Annotated in this window: 15 protein-coding genes; 8 read left to right on the forward strand and 7 right to left on the reverse strand. The window is 44.9% G+C overall.

The window, feature by feature from the left end; genetic code table 11:
- Position 1 precedes the first annotated feature (1 nt).
- From cysS to B3S93_RS02105, 8 genes are all read left to right on the forward strand, one after another.
- Complete coding sequence (gene cysS / locus B3S93_RS02070; RefSeq protein ID WP_292403954.1) at positions 2-1,384, forward strand: cysteine--tRNA ligase; 1,383 nt, start codon at positions 2-4, stop codon at positions 1,382-1,384.
- Positions 1,385-1,539: 155 nt separating this feature from the next.
- Complete coding sequence (locus B3S93_RS02075) at positions 1,540-1,974, forward strand: hypothetical protein (RefSeq protein WP_292403952.1); 435 nt, start codon at positions 1,540-1,542, stop codon at positions 1,972-1,974.
- A 97-nt stretch (positions 1,975-2,071) separates the two neighbouring features.
- Positions 2,072-4,099: a type I restriction-modification system subunit M gene (locus B3S93_RS02080; RefSeq protein ID WP_289284453.1), complete on the forward strand. Its 2,028-nt coding sequence runs from the start codon at positions 2,072-2,074 to the stop codon at positions 4,097-4,099.
- Positions 4,096-5,322, forward strand: coding sequence for a restriction endonuclease subunit S (locus B3S93_RS02085; protein ID WP_289282481.1), 1,227 nt, complete (start codon positions 4,096-4,098; stop codon positions 5,320-5,322). The genes B3S93_RS02080 and B3S93_RS02085 overlap by 4 nt, the downstream gene beginning before the upstream one ends.
- The gene (locus tag B3S93_RS02090; RefSeq protein WP_289284452.1) at positions 5,319-8,561 is read left to right on the forward strand and encodes a type I restriction endonuclease subunit R; all 3,243 of its coding nucleotides are present in this window, start codon (positions 5,319-5,321) and stop codon (positions 8,559-8,561) included. Before B3S93_RS02085 ends, B3S93_RS02090 begins: the two co-directional genes overlap by 4 nt.
- A gap of 4 nt (positions 8,562-8,565) precedes the next feature.
- Positions 8,566-9,834: an ISL3 family transposase gene (locus B3S93_RS02095; protein ID WP_289282477.1), complete on the forward strand. Its 1,269-nt coding sequence runs from the start codon at positions 8,566-8,568 to the stop codon at positions 9,832-9,834.
- A gap of 46 nt (positions 9,835-9,880) precedes the next feature.
- Positions 9,881-11,839, forward strand: coding sequence for an AAA family ATPase (locus B3S93_RS02100; protein WP_289284451.1), 1,959 nt, complete (start codon positions 9,881-9,883; stop codon positions 11,837-11,839).
- Between the two features lie 105 nt (positions 11,840-11,944).
- Positions 11,945-12,328: a DUF6173 family protein gene (locus B3S93_RS02105; RefSeq protein WP_289245433.1), complete on the forward strand. Its 384-nt coding sequence runs from the start codon at positions 11,945-11,947 to the stop codon at positions 12,326-12,328.
- Positions 12,329-12,833: 505 nt separating this feature from the next.
- Here the strand turns inward: B3S93_RS02105 and B3S93_RS02110 are convergent.
- The 7 genes from B3S93_RS02110 to B3S93_RS02140 form a co-directional block, all read right to left on the reverse strand.
- On the reverse strand, positions 12,834-13,718 hold the full coding sequence (locus B3S93_RS02110) for an AraC family transcriptional regulator (RefSeq protein ID WP_289245434.1): 885 nt from the start codon (positions 13,716-13,718) through the stop codon (positions 12,834-12,836).
- Positions 13,719-13,772: 54 nt separating this feature from the next.
- Complete coding sequence (locus B3S93_RS02115; RefSeq protein ID WP_007145105.1) at positions 13,773-14,819, reverse strand: NAD(P)-dependent alcohol dehydrogenase; 1,047 nt, start codon at positions 14,817-14,819, stop codon at positions 13,773-13,775.
- A gap of 209 nt (positions 14,820-15,028) precedes the next feature.
- Positions 15,029-17,005, reverse strand: coding sequence for a PhoX family protein (locus B3S93_RS02120; protein WP_289245435.1), 1,977 nt, complete (start codon positions 17,003-17,005; stop codon positions 15,029-15,031).
- Between the two features lie 16 nt (positions 17,006-17,021).
- The gene (locus tag B3S93_RS02125) at positions 17,022-17,849 is read right to left on the reverse strand and encodes a TonB family protein (protein ID WP_284722676.1); all 828 of its coding nucleotides are present in this window, start codon (positions 17,847-17,849) and stop codon (positions 17,022-17,024) included.
- Complete coding sequence (gene tolR / locus B3S93_RS02130) at positions 17,842-18,291, reverse strand: protein TolR (protein ID WP_284722677.1); 450 nt, start codon at positions 18,289-18,291, stop codon at positions 17,842-17,844. Before tolR ends, B3S93_RS02125 begins: the two co-directional genes overlap by 8 nt.
- A gap of 7 nt (positions 18,292-18,298) precedes the next feature.
- Positions 18,299-19,000 carry a protein TolQ gene (gene tolQ, locus B3S93_RS02135; RefSeq protein WP_007145101.1) on the reverse strand — a complete coding sequence of 234 codons (702 nt, stop codon included), beginning with the start codon at positions 18,998-19,000 and terminating at the stop codon, positions 18,299-18,301.
- A 10-nt stretch (positions 19,001-19,010) separates the two neighbouring features.
- A partial coding sequence (locus B3S93_RS02140) for a phytase (protein WP_289283161.1) occupies positions 19,011-20,043 on the reverse strand: 1,033 nt, incomplete at its 5' end.

Consider the following 20,043-nt stretch of genomic DNA (forward strand, 5'->3'; position numbering starts at 1 on the left):
AATGTTAAAACTTCACAATACTTTATCCAAGCAGAAAGAAGTCTTTAAACCGATAGAGCCAGGCAAAGTTAAAATGTATGTCTGCGGCATGACGGTTTACGATCTCTGTCATGTCGGTCATGCGCGGGTGATGGTGGTGTTTGATGTAGTGACGCGTTACCTGCGGGCCAGTGGCTATGACGTGACCTACATCCGTAATATCACCGATATAGATGACAAGATCATTAAACGGGCAGCGGAAAACGGCGAAACAATTCAGACGTTGACCGATCGCTATATCAATGAAATGCATGCTGATGCAGATGCTTTAGGTGTACTAAGACCAGATCTTGAGCCTCGTGCCACCGAAGCTATGCAGCCTATGCTCAATATGATTCAGACTTTGATCGATAAAGGCCTGGCCTATGCCGCTGATAACGGCGATGTCTATTATGATGTCAGTGAATTTGCTGATTACGGCAAACTGTCTGGTCGACAGATAGATGATTTACGCGCGGGCGAACGAATCGCTGTAAATGAAGCCAAAACCGATCCACTGGATTTTGTTTTATGGAAAGCTGCAAAACCTGAAGAACCAGCATGGGATTCGCCATGGGGGCCGGGTCGTCCGGGCTGGCATATTGAATGTTCAGCGATGTCAGCTGAATGCCTGGGTCATCATTTTGATATTCATGGCGGTGGACAGGATCTGCAGTTTCCACATCATGAAAATGAAATCGCTCAATCTGAAGGCGCACATGGTTGCCAGAGTGTGAACTACTGGATGCACAATGGCTTTGTCCGGATTGATGATGAAAAGATGTCCAAATCCTTGGGTAATTTCTTTACTGTGCGTGAGGTATTGGCGAAATATCCAGCAGAAGCAGTACGTTATTTCATCTTAATGAGTCATTACCGTAGTCCTTTGAATTATGCAGAAGATCAGCTGGAGCAGGCTAAAACAGCCTTAACCAGGTTTTATCATTCTTTGCGCGATGTCACAGCTGAAACCGTTATCTGGCAGGATGATTTAGAGTTTGCCCCACGTTTTCGTGAAGCGATGGATGATGACTTTAATACGGCGCTGGCATTATCTGTTCTGGCAGATGTGCGTCAGGCGTTAAACATAGCCCGTGAAGAAAATGATGAGAAAAAATCAGCTTATCTGGCTGGGTTATTATTAGCATTTGGCGATGTGCTTGGATTATTCCAGCAATCTGCAGAGGCCTTCCTGACCGGTGGCCAACAAGATGAAACCGGTAAAATCGAACAGTTGATTGCTGACAGAAATGCAGCTCGTGCGGCAAAAGATTGGGGCCGCGCAGATCAAGTTCGTGATGAGCTGACGGCGATGGGAATTGTGCTGGAAGATTCAGCAGGCAAAACCAGTTGGCGGAAAATTTAATATTTGTCTCAGCTGCCTGCTAATGGTGGTTAAGACAATTTAATTTATGGCAGTTTTCTCCTGATCTAAATCAACAATAGCTTCAGTAATCTTCTTCCCGGCTATACAAAGCGTTTTAGTGTGGGCATGATCGAATTTAATCTTATGGATCGATTATGCCCAAAGATAAAACGTATTTACTGACTATCAACGGCGGTTCATCCAGTATCAAATTTACGTTGTATAACGTAACTGAATCGCTTACTCCCATTTTATTCGGCAAGCTCACAGGACTGGGATTGCCTGCCGCCAAGTTGTGCGTCACAAACTCGATTCAAGCAGAAGAGTCTACTGTAGATATCAAGGCTGACAATTATCAGCAGGCTGTTGAGGTGTTGATAGATTGGGTCTATAAAAATATCGATATCAGCTCAGTTAAAGCTATCGGGCATCGTATTGTTCACGGTGGGCATCAGTATAAAAATCCCCAATGGGTTACCAAGCAATTACTCAAGCATTTGTCGGCAATAACCCCTCTTGATCCACAGCATTTACCGGGTGAGATTCAATTAATTGGCTATTTGCAATATAAGGTTGGACTGAGTATTTAAGTGAAAAATGGAACTGCCTCTGTTTTGTGCAAAACATGGTTGACAATTATCGTTTATGTAATGTACCGTTTTGTGCAAAACATGGTTGGAGGCCAAAATGTCAGAGTTTGCAGGTTCGGCTGCATCGCAAGCAGATTTTATTTGGAAAAATGCAGAAGATCTCTGGGGGGATTTTAAGCATACTGATTTCGGTAAGATCATTCTGCCATTTACTTTATTGCGTCGATTGGAGTGTGCTCTTGAATCTACTAGAGATGCGGTAAGAGAAGCTTACGATAACTTCAAGGATGCTGAAGTAGAGCTTGATCCGATATTACGTCAAACCGCAGGCTACCCATTCTACAATACATCTGAGTATTCGCTTTCAACACTTGGCAGCACGAAAACACGCCGAAATCTTGAAGATTACATCACACTCTTTTCCGATAATGCCAGAGCGATTTTTGAAGAGTTTGAGTTTGGTAACACAATAATTCGGCTTGAGAAAGCGGGATTGTTATACACCATTTGTAAGAACTTTGCAGGTATTGATTTGCACCCTAATGCCGTGCCTGACCGGGTGATGAGTAACATCTACGAGCATCTCATTCGCCGTTTCGGTGCGGAGGTTAACGAAGGTGCTGAAGACTTCATGACGCCTCGCGACATCGTACATTTAGCTACCGCGTTATTACTTGATCCTGATGATGCCTTGTTTGAGGAAAGCCCTGGCCTTATCCGCACTCTTTACGATCCTACTTGTGGTACAGGCGGATTTTTGACCGATGCTATGAACCATGCAGCCGATTACGGTAGTCATTATAAAATCCCACCTGTATTAGTTCCACATGGCCAAGAGCTAGAGCCGGAAACTCATGCTGTTTGTGTCGCGGGCATGTTGATCCGCCGACTTGAATCAGATCCTGGCCGTGACCTTTCTCAAAACATTCGTCAAGGTAGCACACTTTCTAATGATAAGTTCGTTGGTGAGCGCTTCCATTACTGCTTGTCCAATCCACCGTTTGGTAAAAAATGGGAAAAGGATAAGTCGGCTGTTGAACGAGAACATAAGCAAGGTGCATTAGGCCGTTTTGGGCCAGGATTACCACGTATTAACGACGGCTCTATGCTGTTTCTCATGCACCTAGCCAGCAAGCTAGAGCTACCCAAAAATGGCGGTGGACGCGCCGCTATCGTTTTATCCGGTTCTCCGTTATTTAATGGTGGCGCTGGCTCTGGCGAGTCTGAAATACGCCGCTGGTTGCTAGAAAATGACCTTGTTGAAGCAATTGTGGCACTACCAACGGATATTTTCTTTAGAACCAATATCGCTACATACCTGTGGATTTTATCCAATAAGAAAACCGAGAACCGTAAAGGTAAGGTCCAACTTATCAATGCAACCAATCTTTGGACGCCCATTAAAAACGAAGGCAACAAGCGCCGCATAGTGAGTGACGACCAGCGCCGTCAAATCTTGGATATTTATGCTGCGGCTGAAAATGACGAGCTTTCAAAAATGGTCGATTACCGCATATTTGGCTATCGTCGAATTAAAGTGCTGCGGCCACTGCGCATGAAACTGATGCTAGATAAACAAGGGCTATCAAATTTGGAATCTTCTGAGGTTTGGCAAAAACTATCGCCAGAACACCAATCATTTTGGCTTGCAGCCATTGAGCCGCATTTGAATGAAGCTAAGAAATATAGCTGGGCAGAAACCTTCGCAAAAGAAACAGTTAAAGACGCAGGAGCTAAATCGATGAAGGTTAAAGCTAACAAAACCTTTATCACTGCACTGGTAAACGCTTTTGGACAAAAAGATCCCGAAGCAGATCCTGTTATAAATGCTCAAGGTGAATTTGTTCCAGACACCGATTTAACTGATTACGAAAATGTGCCGTACTTAGATTCGATTCAAGATTACTTTGTCCGCGAAGTAATGCCGCATGTGCCGGACGCCTATATTGACGAAAGCTATACCGATGACAAGGACAAGCAGCTCGGTCGTGTAGGTTATGAAATCAACTTTAACCGCTTCTTCTACCAGTATCAGCCGCCTCGTAAGCTGCATGACATTGATGCTGAGTTGAAAAAGGTTGAAAACGAAATCGCAGCACTATTGGCTGAGGTGGCAACCGAATGAGTCACTACAAACCATACACTGCGTATAAAGAATCTGGCGTTGGATGGATTGAACCGATTCCAAAACATTGGGACATAGTTCGGATCAAAAGATTTACAACACTAAACACGGCGAGAACTTCTGAAGCTAGAGATAACATTCCCTATATAGGGTTAGAAGATGTTGAATCTGGATCTGGTAAATACGCACCAACAGAGAGTAACTCCCGGCAGTCTGATACCTCTACTGTAGGCGTTTTTTCTAAGGGCCAAGTTTTGTATGGAAAGCTAAGACCTTACCTTCGAAAAGCAATAATTACTGATTTTGACGGAGTGTGTTCTACTGAATTTCTTGCTTTACAACCTGATAGGGTTCTGCCTGAACTGCTTCAAAACTGGCTTCTATCACCCCATGTAACTCAGCAGATCGAGTCGACGTGTGAAGGCGCGAAGATGCCCCGTGCGGACTGGGAAGGTATTGGTAATATACTAATGCCTTTGCCACCGGTTGAAGAACAAATTGTAATTCGTGATAGAACCAGAGCAGAAGCCTCTCGTATTGACACACTCATTTCTAAGAAAGCTCGCTTCATTGAATTACTCAAAGAAAAGCGTCAGGCACTGATCACCCATGCAGTTACAAAAGGGCTGAACTCTGATGTGAAGATGAAGGATTCTGGCGTTGAATGGATTGGTGAAATACCGGAGCACTGGAAAATAGCTCAATTCAGGCGATTAGTATCCATTAAAAATGGTTCTGATCACAAAGATATAGAGGCTGAAAAAGGATTTCCTGTATACGGCTCTGGCGGTGTGTTTTCATACGCAACTAATTATATCTATGATGGTGAGTCGGTTTTATTAGGCAGGAAAGGCACAATAGACAAGCCACTGTATGTTAATGAAAAATTCTGGACTGTGGATACCATGTATTGGACACAAATCATGCCTAATGTAAACGGTAAGTTTTGTTATTACATTGCCAAGACAATTCCATTCGACTATTACGCTACAAACACTGCTCGTCCAAGTATGACGCAAACAGATTTAGGGTCACATTTGGTTGCATTTCCAGATCGCTCAGAGCAATCCCGTATAGCATCAGCGCTCGACTTCGAAACCACCCGAATCGACGAACTTATAAGTAAAACTCAAAAAAGCATAGACTTGCTCAAAGAGCGTCGTTCAGCTTTTATCACAGCGGCAGTGACTGGACAGATAGATTTACAAGGAGAACCCGCATGAACTCATCGGCTCATCAGGAAAAGCACTTTCAAAGCTATATCGTTGATCGGCTGGTCGAGCAAGGTTGGAAACTGGGTCATGCCAAATACTATGATAGCGATAGGGCGCTCTATCCTGAAGACCTTGAAAGCTGGATAAAGACTAGCGGCCAAGATGACAAGTGGGAAAAACTAGAGCGCTTAAACGGCACCAAAACTCTTGATGTTGTGATGGAGCGTCTAACCAAAGCACTGGAACAGCAAGGAACCGTTCAGGTACTGCGCCAAGGTTTCTCAATTGCTGGTTGCGGCCTGATTGAAATGACTGAAACAGCGCCAGAAGATAAGCGTAATCAGGCCGTCATTGAACGTTACAAAGCCAATATTCTTCGTGTTGTGCCCGAGCTGAAATATCACCCTGCGCGTGAGTTTGCGATTGATCTGGTTTTCTTCATCAATGGTCTGCCTGTGGCGACTGTTGAACTAAAGACTGACTTTACACAATCGGCTGAAGCTGCGATGGATCAGTATCGGCAAGATCGTTTGCCGCTTGACCCAAAAACCAAGCGTAAAGAGCCGTTATTAAGCTTTAAGCGAGGTGCAGTCGTGCACTTTGCTATGTCAGACTCCGAAATCATGATGGCTACCAAGCTAGATGGAGACAACACTTTCTTCCTTCCGTTCAATAAAGGCAACAATGGTCATGCAGGCAATCCACCTGGAGAAATCAAGCCCGATGGAACCCAAGAATATCCGGTGGCCTACTTCTGGGAGGATGTGTGCCAACCTGATGCCTGGCTAAGGGTCTTCCATAGCTTTGTGTATGTCGAAAAAAAGGATGCTGTGGATATTCAGGGAAATTGGTCCAAGAAGGAAACCTTGATCTTTCCACGTTTTCACCAATGGACAGCAGTGAATGAAATGCTGGCCGATGCTCGCACGAATGGTGCGGGAATGACTTATCTTGCCGACCATAGTGCTGGTTCTGGTAAAACCAGCACCATCTCATGGACGGCCCACGATTTGGTCAAGCTTCGGGAAGATAATGGCGATCCTGTGTTCAACAGCGTCATTATTGTGACCGACCGCAACGTGCTTGATAGCCAGCTCCAGGATGCGGTAAAACAAATCGATCATCAGTTTGGTGTGATTGCAGCGATTGACAGACAGAAGTCTTCCAAATCCAAAAGCAAGCAGCTCTCCGAAGCATTACTGGCTGGCACACCGATTATCGTGGTCACAATCCAGACATTTCCTTACGCGATGGAAGCCATCATCACCGACAAGAGCTTGAAGGGAAAGAGCTTTGCGGTGATTATTGATGAAGCACATAATTCTCAAACTGGTTCAACTGCAGCCAAGCTGCAAGCTGCTTTGGGTATGAGTGGGCATGGCAAAATGTCCAACATGACGGTGGATGAGTTATTGGAGCAACTGCAAAAGTCACGCGCTCGCCCTGATAATATTAGCTACTTTGCATTTACCGCCACACCAAAGCACTCCACTTTGATGTTGTTTGGTCGCCCTGCAGACCCTACCAAACCGCTGTCAGAGGACAATAAGCCGGAAGCCTTCCATACCTACACGATGCGGCAAGCTATCGAAGAGAAGTTTATTTTGGATGTGTTAAAAGGTTATGTGCCTTATAAGACGGCCTTCAATCTCTCCAAACAACTTGAAGACAACAAGCGGGTAAGCGGCAAGGCTGCCAAACGAGCCCTGGCCCAATGGATGGCATTACATCCGACCAATGTGACCCAGAAGGTACAGTTCATCATTGAACATTTCGTCAAGAACGTTGCACACCGTCTGGATAGCAAGGCTAAAGCAATGGTTGTCACCAGCTCCCGAGCTGCCGCCATTCGCTACAAAAAAGCCTTTGACCGCTATATTGAACAACATAGCGAGTATGGTTTTATCCATTCATTGGTTGCGTTCTCTGGCAAGATGACTAGCAAACAGGTCATGCATCAGGATGACGATGCTTTCAAAGATGATGTATTCATCGTGGATGAAAACGAGGAATTCACAGAGCAAAATATGAACCCGGAGGTACAAGGGCAGGATTTGCGCTTTGCTTTTGACCGCCCTGAATACAGGGTAATGCTGGTTGCCGACAAATTTCAGACCGGCTTTGACCAACCCAAGTTGGTGGCGATGTATGTCGATAAGAAAATCGCCAACCATGTAGAGATCGTGCAGACCTTTGCCCGCCTAAACCGAATGGCTCCTGGCAAGGATGAGGTTTTCATCATCGACTTTGTGAATGACCCTGAAAATGTCCGCCAAGCTTTTGCACTCTATGATGACGGCGCCCGCATTGACGAAGTGCAAGATCTCAACGTGGTTTATGAGATCAAAGATCGGCTCGATGAGCACGGACTTTATGATGCTAAGGATTTAGCCGCTTTCAAGGATGCACGTTTCAAGACCATCCGTGACATAACTCATACCAAATCGCCACAACACAAAGCCTTGTATGCAGCAACAAGCGGTGCGACCAACCTTTATAACGAAAAAATGAAGATGCTGCGTGACGGCATGGCAACATGGGAAGCAGCTTTTGAGAAGGCTCGCGCCAAAGGCGATGAAGCTGGCATGAAGTCTGCCGACCATCATCAAGATGAGTATGCCGAGCAAATCAAGGCTTTAATTGGATTCAAGTCTGACTTAGGCCGTTTCTGTCGTACCTACTCATACATCGCACAGCTTATTGATTTTGGAGATCCTGAACTGGAAAACTTCGCAGCATTCGCCAAATTGCTGCAAAAACGTCTGCTGCATGAAACACCAGAAAGTGTGGACTTGACTGGACTAGTTCTCACTGGATTTGACATCAAGTCCCGTCCTGATCAAGGAACTGATGATAATGAAACACCTGTGTTGAAACCAATTGGCCCTGGTAGTGGAGGTGTTACTGGAGATAAGCCGAAGTTCGTCAAAGAAATTATCGAACGGCTTAATAGTCTGTTTGGTGAGGCTACCCCCATACAAGATCAGGTAGCCTTCGTTAATCAAATTAAGTCGATTACTGGTGAAAGCGATGTGGTTATGGCCCAGGTGGAGAGTAATACCCGTGAACAAGCCATGAAAGGGAACTTGCCTGGTGCGGTTCAACAAGCTGTTGTTCGGGCACTCTCCAGTCATCAGAAACTAGCCACTCAAGTGCTTAAATCGGACCGTCAGGGCATGTCTGTGCTGGTTGACGTGGTTTATGAGATGCTGCGTGAAGGCAAAGACATAGACTTGGACATGGACTAAGTCGATGCTTGATCTGTTGAATCTGCCGGGAATCAAACCGGTAGATATGTACAAAGAAAGCAAGGCGCTCATTATTGTTGCGGTGCCAGAAGAGGTCGAAGTTCCCTTGTGCGAGGCCTGCAAGACTCCAATGCACAAACATGGAACACGCAAAAACAGATTCTCTGATACCCCGCTATATATGGAACCTGTTCGCCTTGAGATTCAGCGACCGCGCTTCCGATGTGAATCCTGCGGAAAGATGGCCATGCCAGAACTGAACTTTCTGGATGACAAGCGCAGATCCACCAAACGTCTGGTCGATGTAATCCGACAGCAATGTTTGAGCACTACTTTTCGGGCCTTGGCAGAGCAGACAGGCGTAGCAGTGAATACCGTAAAAAACGTTGCTCATGACCTGATTGAAGAACTTGAGCAGACTGTACGCTACGAAACTCCTGTAATTATGGGGATTGACGAAGTGAACCTGGCCGGTGGTTATCGATGCGTTATCACTAATCTGGCTACCAACAACGTCTTCGATATGCTTGAGCATCGTACCCAAGACCACCTGAAGCCGTTTTTTAAGGATTTGACAGATAGAGACAAGGTGGAATGGGTGTGCACAGATATGTGGCGTCCCTTTAAGCGCTCTTTTGCTCAGTACTTGCCCAATGCCAAGTTAGTTATCGACAAGTTCCATGTTGTCAAAATGGCATCAGAAGCCTTGGAGGATGAACGAAAAAAATACCAGGTCCAACTTGGTAAAAATGAACGAATTAACGTCAAAAAGTCCATACGGTGGCTTACTCTTAAACGTCCCCAGAATCTGACACCTGCCGAGCAGAAAGCCCTTATTATAGTTCGTGAACAAATACCAGAATTGGCAATTGCTTATGATTTTAAGGAAAGCTTCTTTGCAATCTATGATGAATTAGACAAACAGCAGGCTCAGAACGCTTTTGAAGCTTGGGAAAATAGCCTGCCTGACCAAGGTATGGAATCATTCAAAAAGTTGGTCAAGACGGTTCATAACCACTATGACGATATTTTTGCTTACTGGGATGCACCGTTCCCAATTACCAATGCCTACACCGAGGGTTTGAACGGACTGATCAAGATGTCCAACCGACTTGGTCGCGGCTATAGCTATGAGATCATTCGTGCAAAGACCCTGTATTCGGCAGAAGCTCGCAAGGTTGGTAGTGGCATTCGTTCAGGTCGTGGAAAGGTAGAATATGGGCCACATATTCCTACTCTCTTGAAGCAAGCAGAGAGTGGTGAACTTGATTAGGAGCATCCGAGCTAGAAATATTACTAAGAATTGATTTGGAGGCAACATGAAGCTGGTTAAGGTTCAAGCAACAAATTTTCGTTCCATAGAGGATAGTGGAGAATTCGAGGTTGGAGATTTAACCTGCCTTGTTGGAAAGAACGAGGCAGGTAAAACAGCTGTTTTACGGGCTATTCAAGGAATCCGGCCAACGGATTCATTTGAGTATGATCGTACTAGGGACTATCCGCGCCGTTACCTTAACAAGTTTGATGAGCGCCACCCTGACGGAGAATCTCCAGTCGCTCGAACTTGGTGGTCTCTGGATGATGATGACATAGCCGAGATTGAGGCTACGTTAGGGGATGATGTCCTTCAAAGCAGTCAAATTGAAGTTACCAGCTATATTGGTCGTAGCGGCAATACATGGTCAGTACATATTGACCAAAAAAAATGCCTTCGAAACCTTGAAGCTAGGAGCTCAATGAAAGCAGAAGATAAACTGCCAATTAAGGATTTCACAACAACCACAGACGCTCTTTCTACGCTCAAAGCGTTGGAGGAAAAAACAGAACCACAACAATCACTGATCACGATCTTGGAATCTTTCAGAGAAGGTTCAGCTATTCTCGCGGCAATTGATATTCTCTCTAAACGGATGCCTCGATTTTTTTACACATCCCACTTTGAGCGAATGTCTGGTGAACTGTCGCTTGACAAACTTGCTCAGGACAAAAAGCAAAACAATATTTCCGTAGGAGATCAGATCTTCCTAGATTTTCTTGAATATGCCGGTACCACTATTGAAGAGCTCCGAGATGCTCCAAAGTTGGAAGAGTTGATCGCTCAGTGTGAGGGGGCTTCCAATGATATAACAGACGAAATATTTGAGTTCTGGAGCCAAAACGAGGCTCTCGCGGTTGATATAACACTAAACGATGGACGACCGGATGATCCTCCACCTTTTAATTCTGGTCGGGTAGCAAAAATTCGTGTAGAGAACAAAAATCATCGAGTTACTGTTCCGCTCTCTGAGAGGAGCGCTGGATTTGTCTGGTTTTTCTCGTTTTTATCGCAGTTTAAGCAACTCAAGAAGCGAGCCGGAAAATCAATCATATTGCTCGACGAGCCGGGCTTAACTCTGCACGGTAAGGCACAATCTGATTTGCTACGTTATATTGAGAATAGGATTTTGCCGGATCACCAAGTTATCTACTCCACTCATTCCCCATTTATGGTTCCTGCCCAGCGCCTTTCTGATGTTCGAGTCGTAGAGGATGTTGTTGACTATTCTGACCCGCGCCGTCCTATTGTAAAAGGGACTAAGGTATCTGCCGATGTACTATCCGTAGATCGTGATACGCTTTTCCCGCTGCAGGCACATTTAGGCTATGAAATCACTCAGTCACTGTTTATTGGTAAGGATTGTGTTCTAGTCGAGGGACCATCCGACGTTGTTTATCTTCAAGTTATGTCACAGGCACTTCAGTCTCGAAATAGAGTGTATTTGGATCCGCGTTGGGCTATTTGCCCAACAGGTGGACTGGATAAAATCTCATCCTTTGCTTCGTTATTTGCCGGTAACAACCTCAACATAGTTGCTCTGTGTGATTATGGGAAGGGAGACAAGTCAAAGATAGAACGATTGCGGCAGAGTCAAATACTGACGACGGAGAAGGTACTCACAGCAGCTGATTTTACCGATAAATCCGAAAGCGACATTGAGGATCTTTTCGATGTGAATTTTTTCTGCAACCTTGTCAATTTAGCCCTTAACTTAAACAAGAAACAACAAATCTCGCCAAAGTCTGTCGCTGATGCAGAACCAAATACTGAGCGTCTAGTCAAGCAGGTAGAAGCAGCGTGTCGAACACTACCACCAGAAACTCCTGAATTCGGGCACTTTATTCCTGCAGATTGGTTACTACGCCATCCAGACCTACTTGATGGGGATACGCCAGAGGTTAATGAATCTTTAGATCGTTTTGAAGCCGCTTTCAAGGCGATCAACCAATTCTTGAGTTAGGTCGGGTGCTACCCCGATTCTACGGACGATTTAAAAACGGCTGCAAACTTAACATCGCGCCTTTGGCTCTATTTCATGAGCGCACATGCTACAAAGGATAAATTGATGGATATGGATGATTTGACACCCCGAATTACACCCGCACACTTAATGTCTTTCAAAGATCAGAATTTAGCAGATGAATTCCACCGTCGCTTGATAGAGTGGATAAATGATTTTCACCGGTCGTTAGATGATGAGCATGAGGTTGGAGCTAGGTTGGTCAACTTTGGCCAGTCTGTAACATTCCATATTGAAGATATTGGGTACTGGAATCCTTCGCTAATTTCATTCCAAGGAAAGAACGAGAATGGAGAACCTGTAGAGCTAGTTCAGCATGTTTCTCAGATCAGTATTTTGCTTATAGCTTTGAAGAGAGAGAATATAGAACAGCCCAAAAGACCTATTGGTTTCATGAGTTGGGAAGAATACGACGAGACGAAGTCATAACAAGCCTATACAGACGTACACTAACGCATCGGCTAATGAAACGTTGGGTCATACAGACAAATCTCATTTTAACGTTACTCAGTCTGGATTTAGCTCTTAATAATCCAACTCAGGCCGTGTACTAACATATTTTCATATTGACTAGTTTCTCATCACGTCTGGACATCGAATTTAAGCCAACCGAGACAGAGTTCCAACCAACCATGTTATCCCGTTGAATAGTTTTCTGACCTCAATTCCAACCTGAACATCAAGTGTGATGAATTATAAATTGGGAGTTATAAGACATGATTTCCAACCCTGTTTTGCAAATAGCCTTTATTTTGTGCATTAATTCAAAATAGCAGCGGATCACATGTTGTGAGTTAAGTTAATTTTATCTAAACTCAATCGCTCGCAATGGAGAGCACTCACAAAAGTACATTCAATTTTTTATTCTAAATTTATGTCGTCCACTTGTGAGTGCTTTCCGCCTTTTTACTCTACAGCTATAGCTTGTGTTATTTCAGACAGCCATCGAGTGAAGTTGAATATCTTTACTGGGCGGCTGACCAAAAAAGCGGCTGTATTCCCGACTAAATTGTGACACGCTGGAATAACCTACGTGCATACAAGCGGTGCTGACATCCATCATTTTTGACAGCATCAGATGTTTTGCCTCATACAGACGTAACTCTTTCTGAAACTGTAATGGGCTCATCGACGTTATTGCCTTAAAGTGATGATGGAATGACGATATGCTCATATTCACGCGCTCAGCCAGTTCATCGACTTTCATCGGTTCAGTAAAGTTTTCCTGCAACCAGGAAATGGCAGCCGAGACTTTTTGCAGATGGGAACCTGTAGTCGCAATCTGCACGACCAGTTTGCCGATATGACTTTGTAACAGGCGGATATAAATTTCTTCCATCACTAACGGAACCAGCAAGGTTGATACTTCTGTTTGAGCTGATAAACCAATTAAACGGGTAGCTGCTTCGATAATATGCGGATTAGCCTGACCAATAAAAATCGGTTTGGTGTGTGCGGTTTTAGGCAAACCGTAGGGAAACACCTTTAGTGCCGTTTCGGCCAGCTTTTGCTGATCCATATCGATAATCAAACACAAGTAGGGTTCATCTTCACTGGCCTGAATAATCTTGGCTGAGACCGGCACCTCCGTTGAATAAACAGCCATTCTGGAATCGTCATACTCGTAAACATCACTTCCGATAATGGCGCGTTTAGCGCCTTGAGCAATAATGCAGATACCGGGCTGGCTATTACCACGAACAGCGACTTCGTCAATTTTAGATACACGAAAAACGCGGACACCTGCGATAGGTAAATCAAACAAGCCATCGTGTGGAGCATAACGGCTAAGTAATTCAGCCAAAGGTTTTGTATTCATCAGGTCTATCTAAACAAGGAAAAGGGCAGCCAGAAACTGACTGCCCGTATAGGATTAGGCCGTTAATGATGCCATATCGATGACAAAACGGTAACGCACATCAGAACGTTCCATTCGCTCAAAGGCGGTATTAATTTCATCCATTTTGATCATTTCACATTCAGGCAGAATGTTCATTCGACCACAGAAATCCAGCATTTCCTGAGTTTCTTTGATACCACCAATTAATGAGCCCGCAATGCGGCGGCGACCGAAAACCATCGGCGCTGTGTTTGGCCCTTCAATAGGACCAATCTGACCGACCATAACCAGAGTGGCATCATTATCTAATAGTGGGATGTAAGGATTAAGATCATGATTTACTGGCACGGTATCGATAATCAGATCAAAACTGGAAGCGGCAGCCGCCATTGCGTCTTCATCTTTAGATACCAAGAAGTTATGAGCGCCCAGTTCTTGCGCATCGGCTTCTTTTTTCGGTGATGTACTGATGACTGTCACATCAGCACCTAAACCAACAGCGAGTTTAATGGCCATATGACCTAAACCGCCCATGCCAACGACACCTACACGGCTACCAGGTCCGACATTCCATTCTCTCAAAGGTGAATAAGTAGTGATACCTGCACATAATAATGGCGCGGCTTTAGCCAGATCCAGATTTTCTGGCAGGCGTAATACAAATTCTTCACGAACAACGATGTGTTTGGAGTAACCACCTTGTGTCATATCATTAGTAATACGGTCTGGTGAACCATATGTCAGTGTAAAAGTATTACGACAGTATTGTTCATGGTCGTTATGGCATTCATCACATTCCTGACAGCTATCGACCATACAGCCAACAGCGACATGATCACCGACGTTATATTTGCTGACATTGCTGCCAACGGCAGTCACACGGCCGACTATTTCATGACCTGGCACAACAGGGTATGAAGACCCACCCCAATCATTTCTGGCAACGTGTAAATCGGAGTGACACACACCGCAATAGAGGATTTCCATTGCTACATCATTATCGCGTAATTCTCTACGTTCAAAGTGATATGGGGCGAGCGGGGTATCGGAGGAATGAGCTGCGTAACCAACAGTTTTCATAGATGTAACTCCCTTAGATAAAAGAATTAGAGGTGAAAATACTATAGACGGAACGATGAGAAACCACTTGCCTAATACTACAGCCTTTATGTGTGTTTCTACGTAAATTAAATGCTATCGTTTTAGTCATCCCAGTAATAAACACGGGGTAACTTACCTGTGTATCTATAGTGACTCAGTCACATCCACAACGTTCCAGAAATGGACGTTTAGCTGCCGATAACACCACCATCATTTTTAGTAATCAGCACCGTTGTTGAGCGTGGGCGTGTTTTACCATCAGAAGCCGGGTAGCTTAATCCTGGATGCTGGATATTAACCCACATCGCTTTGTAATCAGGACTCCAGGTAATCCCGGTCAGTTCACAGCCTCTCGGTCCAACTAAAAAGCGTTTGATTTCCTGCGTTTGCGGGTTGGCACATAACACCTGATTACAGCCCATGTTTGCCATGAACGGATCGTCGTCATCATAGTCAGTCATAATCCACAAACGGCCATCCTGATCAAAGCCTAAACCATCAGGTGAGGAGAAAATATCTCCTTGAATATTACCGACTAAATGATCGGCTACTTTGTGACCTTCAGCATCAGTGGCGTCTGGCTTCTCACCTGCAATAACGAATAATGACCAGTTGAATGAGGTAGCTGCCGGATTGGCTTGCTCCTCCATGATTTTGATTATCTGACCATGACGATTATCAGGACGTGGGTTGGCGGCATTAACAGCAAATTCTTTGCCGCGTTTATTGTTGTTGGTCAGTGACACATAAACATCCAAATTGTGCGGATTCACTGTGGCCCATTCCGGACGGTCCATGGGTGTTGCACCTAATAGATCAGCCGCAGCCCGAGCATTAACTAAAACTTCAGCCTGGCTGGGGAAACCATTTTCTGCTGTTAGCCCTTCATTACCATGTACCAATGGTAACCAACGACCCGTGCCATCATCGTTAAAACGCCCCACATACAATGTGCCTTCATCCAATATGTCTTTATTATTGTGCATCTGGGTTTTATCAAAGCGTTGAGACGGTACGAATTTATAGACATATTCACCACGAGTATCGTCACCAGAGTAAAACGCCAACTGACCATTATCTGCCAGTGAAGGTGCTACACACTCGCGGCAGAAACGACCAAAGGCTGTGCGTTTAATGGGTTTGCTTTGCGGATCAAAAGGATCAATTTCGACGACCCAACCAAAACGATTAGGCTCGTTGACGTAACCCTGATGGGGCAGTGAAGCATCCGGTGTTGCATCAAAACGCGCATCAATCGTGCTCCAGCCATAATAATTGTCGTTTTTGTCATTAGAAATGCCATAACGGTGATGAGAGACACGAGACTGGTAATCTGTTTTGTCGTGATTGAAGAAATAGTTATGCCAATTTTCTTCACAGGCCAGATAGGTACCCCACGGAGTGAAACCATTCGAGCAATTATTCAAGGTGCCGATAATTTCATTGCCATCAGGATCAGCGACTGTTTTGAATAGGTCATGACCGGCTAAGGGACCGCTGGCCTGCATCGGTGTTAATGTTGAGATACGGCGGTTATAGAGTGAGGGGTAAACGCGTTGCCATTCACCGTGACTGTCTTTTTTCACTTCAATGACACTGACACCGTGAGCCGCTTGTTCTTTTTTGACATCGTCGGGCAAACGTTTGCCATTGCCATCATAAATCAATCCATCGGTATGGATGGTGGGATTAATGTATTCATGATTGATCACCATCAAGCCACGATTATTGTTGTCGGGAAAGGCAAAAAAGTGCATGCCATCATGGTTATCACCAGCCTGTTTCAGCTGTTCCTGCCAGGTATTACTGGCATCGGCTTTCCATTTTGTTGCTCCTGTTTCCACCGGATCACCCCAGGAGAAGAAGGCTTTTGCCTGATAGCCATCCGCGACCACGACTTCATCAAATAAGGGATCGGTACGTGGCTGAATAGGCTGAAAACCAATATATGGGGCTGGGGGGATGGCATTTTCACCGGCAAAGGCAAAACGACTACCCATGCTCAGTCCTAGAAAGCCTATAACGGCGGCATTTAAACTGCCTTTTAAAACATCACGGCGTGATAACGCCATTTTATCCAGGCTTTTTTGCTCGGTGCTGTTAATAATCTCATCATCATAAGATGCCAGGCGTTGATGAAAATCTGAGTGTGTCGGCTGTGTCATGGCGAGTTATCTTCTTTTAATGAATACGGTATTCAAAGGTGTTACGAACATTCGGTACAGGTACCGCTTTTCCGTTAACCATACGAGGCGCGTAACGAAAGGTTTTGGCAGCAGCTAATGATGGCCGTTCAAACATCGGATGACAGTCAGCCAATACCTCGGGAGACTCTACACGGCCTTGTTTGTTTACGGTATATCGAACAGTGCAATCACCTTCCAGACCTTTACGCAAAGCAGTTCTGGGATAGTCCGGTACCTGTTTTTCAATCGGTTTATAGTGTTCCACAGAAAATGTTTCAGTTGCTAGCTCGGATGGATTACTTTGTGTTTTTTGTGGCACATTTTGCTTATTACTACTTGTCAGTACTGGGCTGTCAGGCAACTTTTCTGCAGGTTTTTCTTGCTTTGTCGGTTGGCTGACAGGCGGAACCGGCTTGTCTTTAAGTGGTTTTATTTGCTTTTCTATTTTCTTTTTTACAGGTGTTTTTGGTGCGGGTTTTTCTATCGGTTTGGCTATGGGGTTTTCAACGCGTTTAAAGGCCAGTTCATTTTCAACAATACTTTGTTTAGGTTTAACTTTTGGCTCGATAACAGGTTCAGGTATAACCACCGGCTTTACCTCTTCGAACACGGCTTTTTTTACCGGCTGAGGAAGTTCGACCATGCGGATATTCACTGTTTTAACGACCGGTTCATGCTGAGTCACCGGTGTCCATGAGTGAAATAATAATGCGGCAATGGCAATATGAAACAAACCTACTTCAATTAATGCAGATTTGTTTATCTCAGAGGCAGTAAACGGTTTACTTAGATAAAGTGGATCACGCATAGCTAACTCAGGCATCGGGCGACTCCGTAATCAGGCCCACATCATCGATACCCACTTGCTGTAATGCGGCAATCGCTTTTACAACTGAAGCGTAATCCGTGGCTTTATCACCACGGATAAAAAATAGCAGCTTGTCATTCTGCTGTTTAATCTGCTCTATTTTTTCGACCATGTCATCCAAGCTGACTGCTTGATCTGAGCGGGATTGAATATCGACTTCTGAACCCACATTCCAGTAATAACTGCCATCAGCAACCACCGATAAAGTCAGAATCGTTTTCTGACTATCAGTGGGTAACGCTTCCGCTGCAACCTTAGGTAATTCAAGTTTAACGCCTTGTACCAGTAGCGGAGCTGTGACCATAAAAATCACTAACAACACCAGCATCACATCGATATAAGGCACCACATTCATTTCTGCCTTCAAGGCATGTTTAGCAACCGGTTTTCTTAGCATGACGACCTCACGCAGCCTTTGCCAATGGTGCTCTGTGCATCACTCGCTGTAATCGGGTGATGAACTCATTACCAAAATGATAATAAAGCGTACTGATAGCCCCGGCGCGTTTACTCAGCTGGTTATAAGCAACCACTGCCGGGATCGCTGCAAATAAGCCGATAGCGGTGGCAATCAGGGCTTCAGCAATACCCGGGGCCACGGTGTTTAATGTCGCTTGTTCAACCTGGGACAGGCCAATAAACGAGTTCATAATGCCCCAGACCGTACCGAACAAGCCGATGTAGGGGCTGACTGAACCAATGGTAGCCAGGTAAGAAAGACCTTTTTCAAGTTCGGCTTCCTGCTCGCCAATATTCACCAGCATGGCACGTTCTACATTTTCTACCTTTTCATCCTGCGGCATAGTGGCGATATGCTGATATTTCTCATACTCCTGCCAGCCAGCCTGAAATATGGCTGGAATCGCTTTGTGTAAAGTCGCTTTTGTTGTTGCTTCAGGTAATGACGTCATATCCGCCGTTTGTCTGAATTGCTGCTGAAACAGCTTATTTTGTTTCTCCAGACGACTTAATACATTTGAACGCCACAGGATCAGATACCAGCTTACCATCGATGCCAGTACTAAAATCAGCATCACAATTTTCACTAAAACGCTGGCATCACTGACCAGACCCCAAATAGTCATTTCATGCATTGCAGTTTCCATGATTGACTCCTTATTTGCTCAGTTTAGACAGGCCGAGTTGATCAGCAATCTCTGACCAGGGCACATATTTGAAGTTTTGATTTTCCAATGGCATGCGATTGCGTCCATCCTGAACAACTAACATGCCTTGCTGCCATGGTTGGCCAAAATTGACGCTACTGACATCCAGACCATCTGTTTCTGAAACACCATCAATGCCGGATGCTGTATTAAAGCCAATACGAAATACACCGCGATAAGTGAAGGGTGGCAGAGCATCAAGCACAACATAGCTATCATTGCCCTGACTGGATATCACTAGATAATCCTGTTTGTCGTTCTGATACAAACTGATCCCTTCGATATCGTCTTTCAGATGTTCACCGACAGGCATGACCTGAGTCATCACCGTAGATTGATCGGCACGGGCATCAAGTGTCCAGACTGCTCTGTTTTCTTCACCAATAAATAAACGATCATGTTTATCATCGGCCACACAGCCTTCAGGTTGCGTGGCAACTTTAAATTCACGGACCAGTTCACCGGCAATCTTGCCTTGTTTGTCCTGCATCTGATATTGGAAAAAGCGGCCGTCTTTATCATTCACAATGGTGTAGATATCACCTTGTTTATTTTTATACATACACAGGCCATAAATATCCTGTGCCGTGGTGCTAACTTCACCCATTTCAGTGACAAGACGACTTGCTGGATCGATGGCAAACACATGCAGTGAGTTATGATCACGATTGCTGGCAACCGCTAAATCAATCTGTTTACCATTGAAATGAAAACCATGACGGACATCGACATTATTCAGTCGTCCAACAGGCAAAAATTGCTGGGTTTTGCCTTTTAAATCATAAACAACTAAACCGCCTTGTTTATCCGTACCTAATACCAGACTTTGTTCCGGGTTGGCTTTGTTGACCCAGATAGCTGGATCATCAGCCGCATCGCCTAAGCTTGGTACAGCATCGGTTTGTATTGCTGGTTTAACCAGCGGGATAGGCGGGGGCGATGTCAGCGATGTATGCGTCCATGGGGTCCTAGGGATTTTGCCT

It is taken from the genome of Methylophaga sp. UBA3613 (genome assembly GCF_002375415.1).
Taxonomy (GTDB): domain Bacteria; phylum Pseudomonadota; class Gammaproteobacteria; order Nitrosococcales; family Methylophagaceae; genus Methylophaga.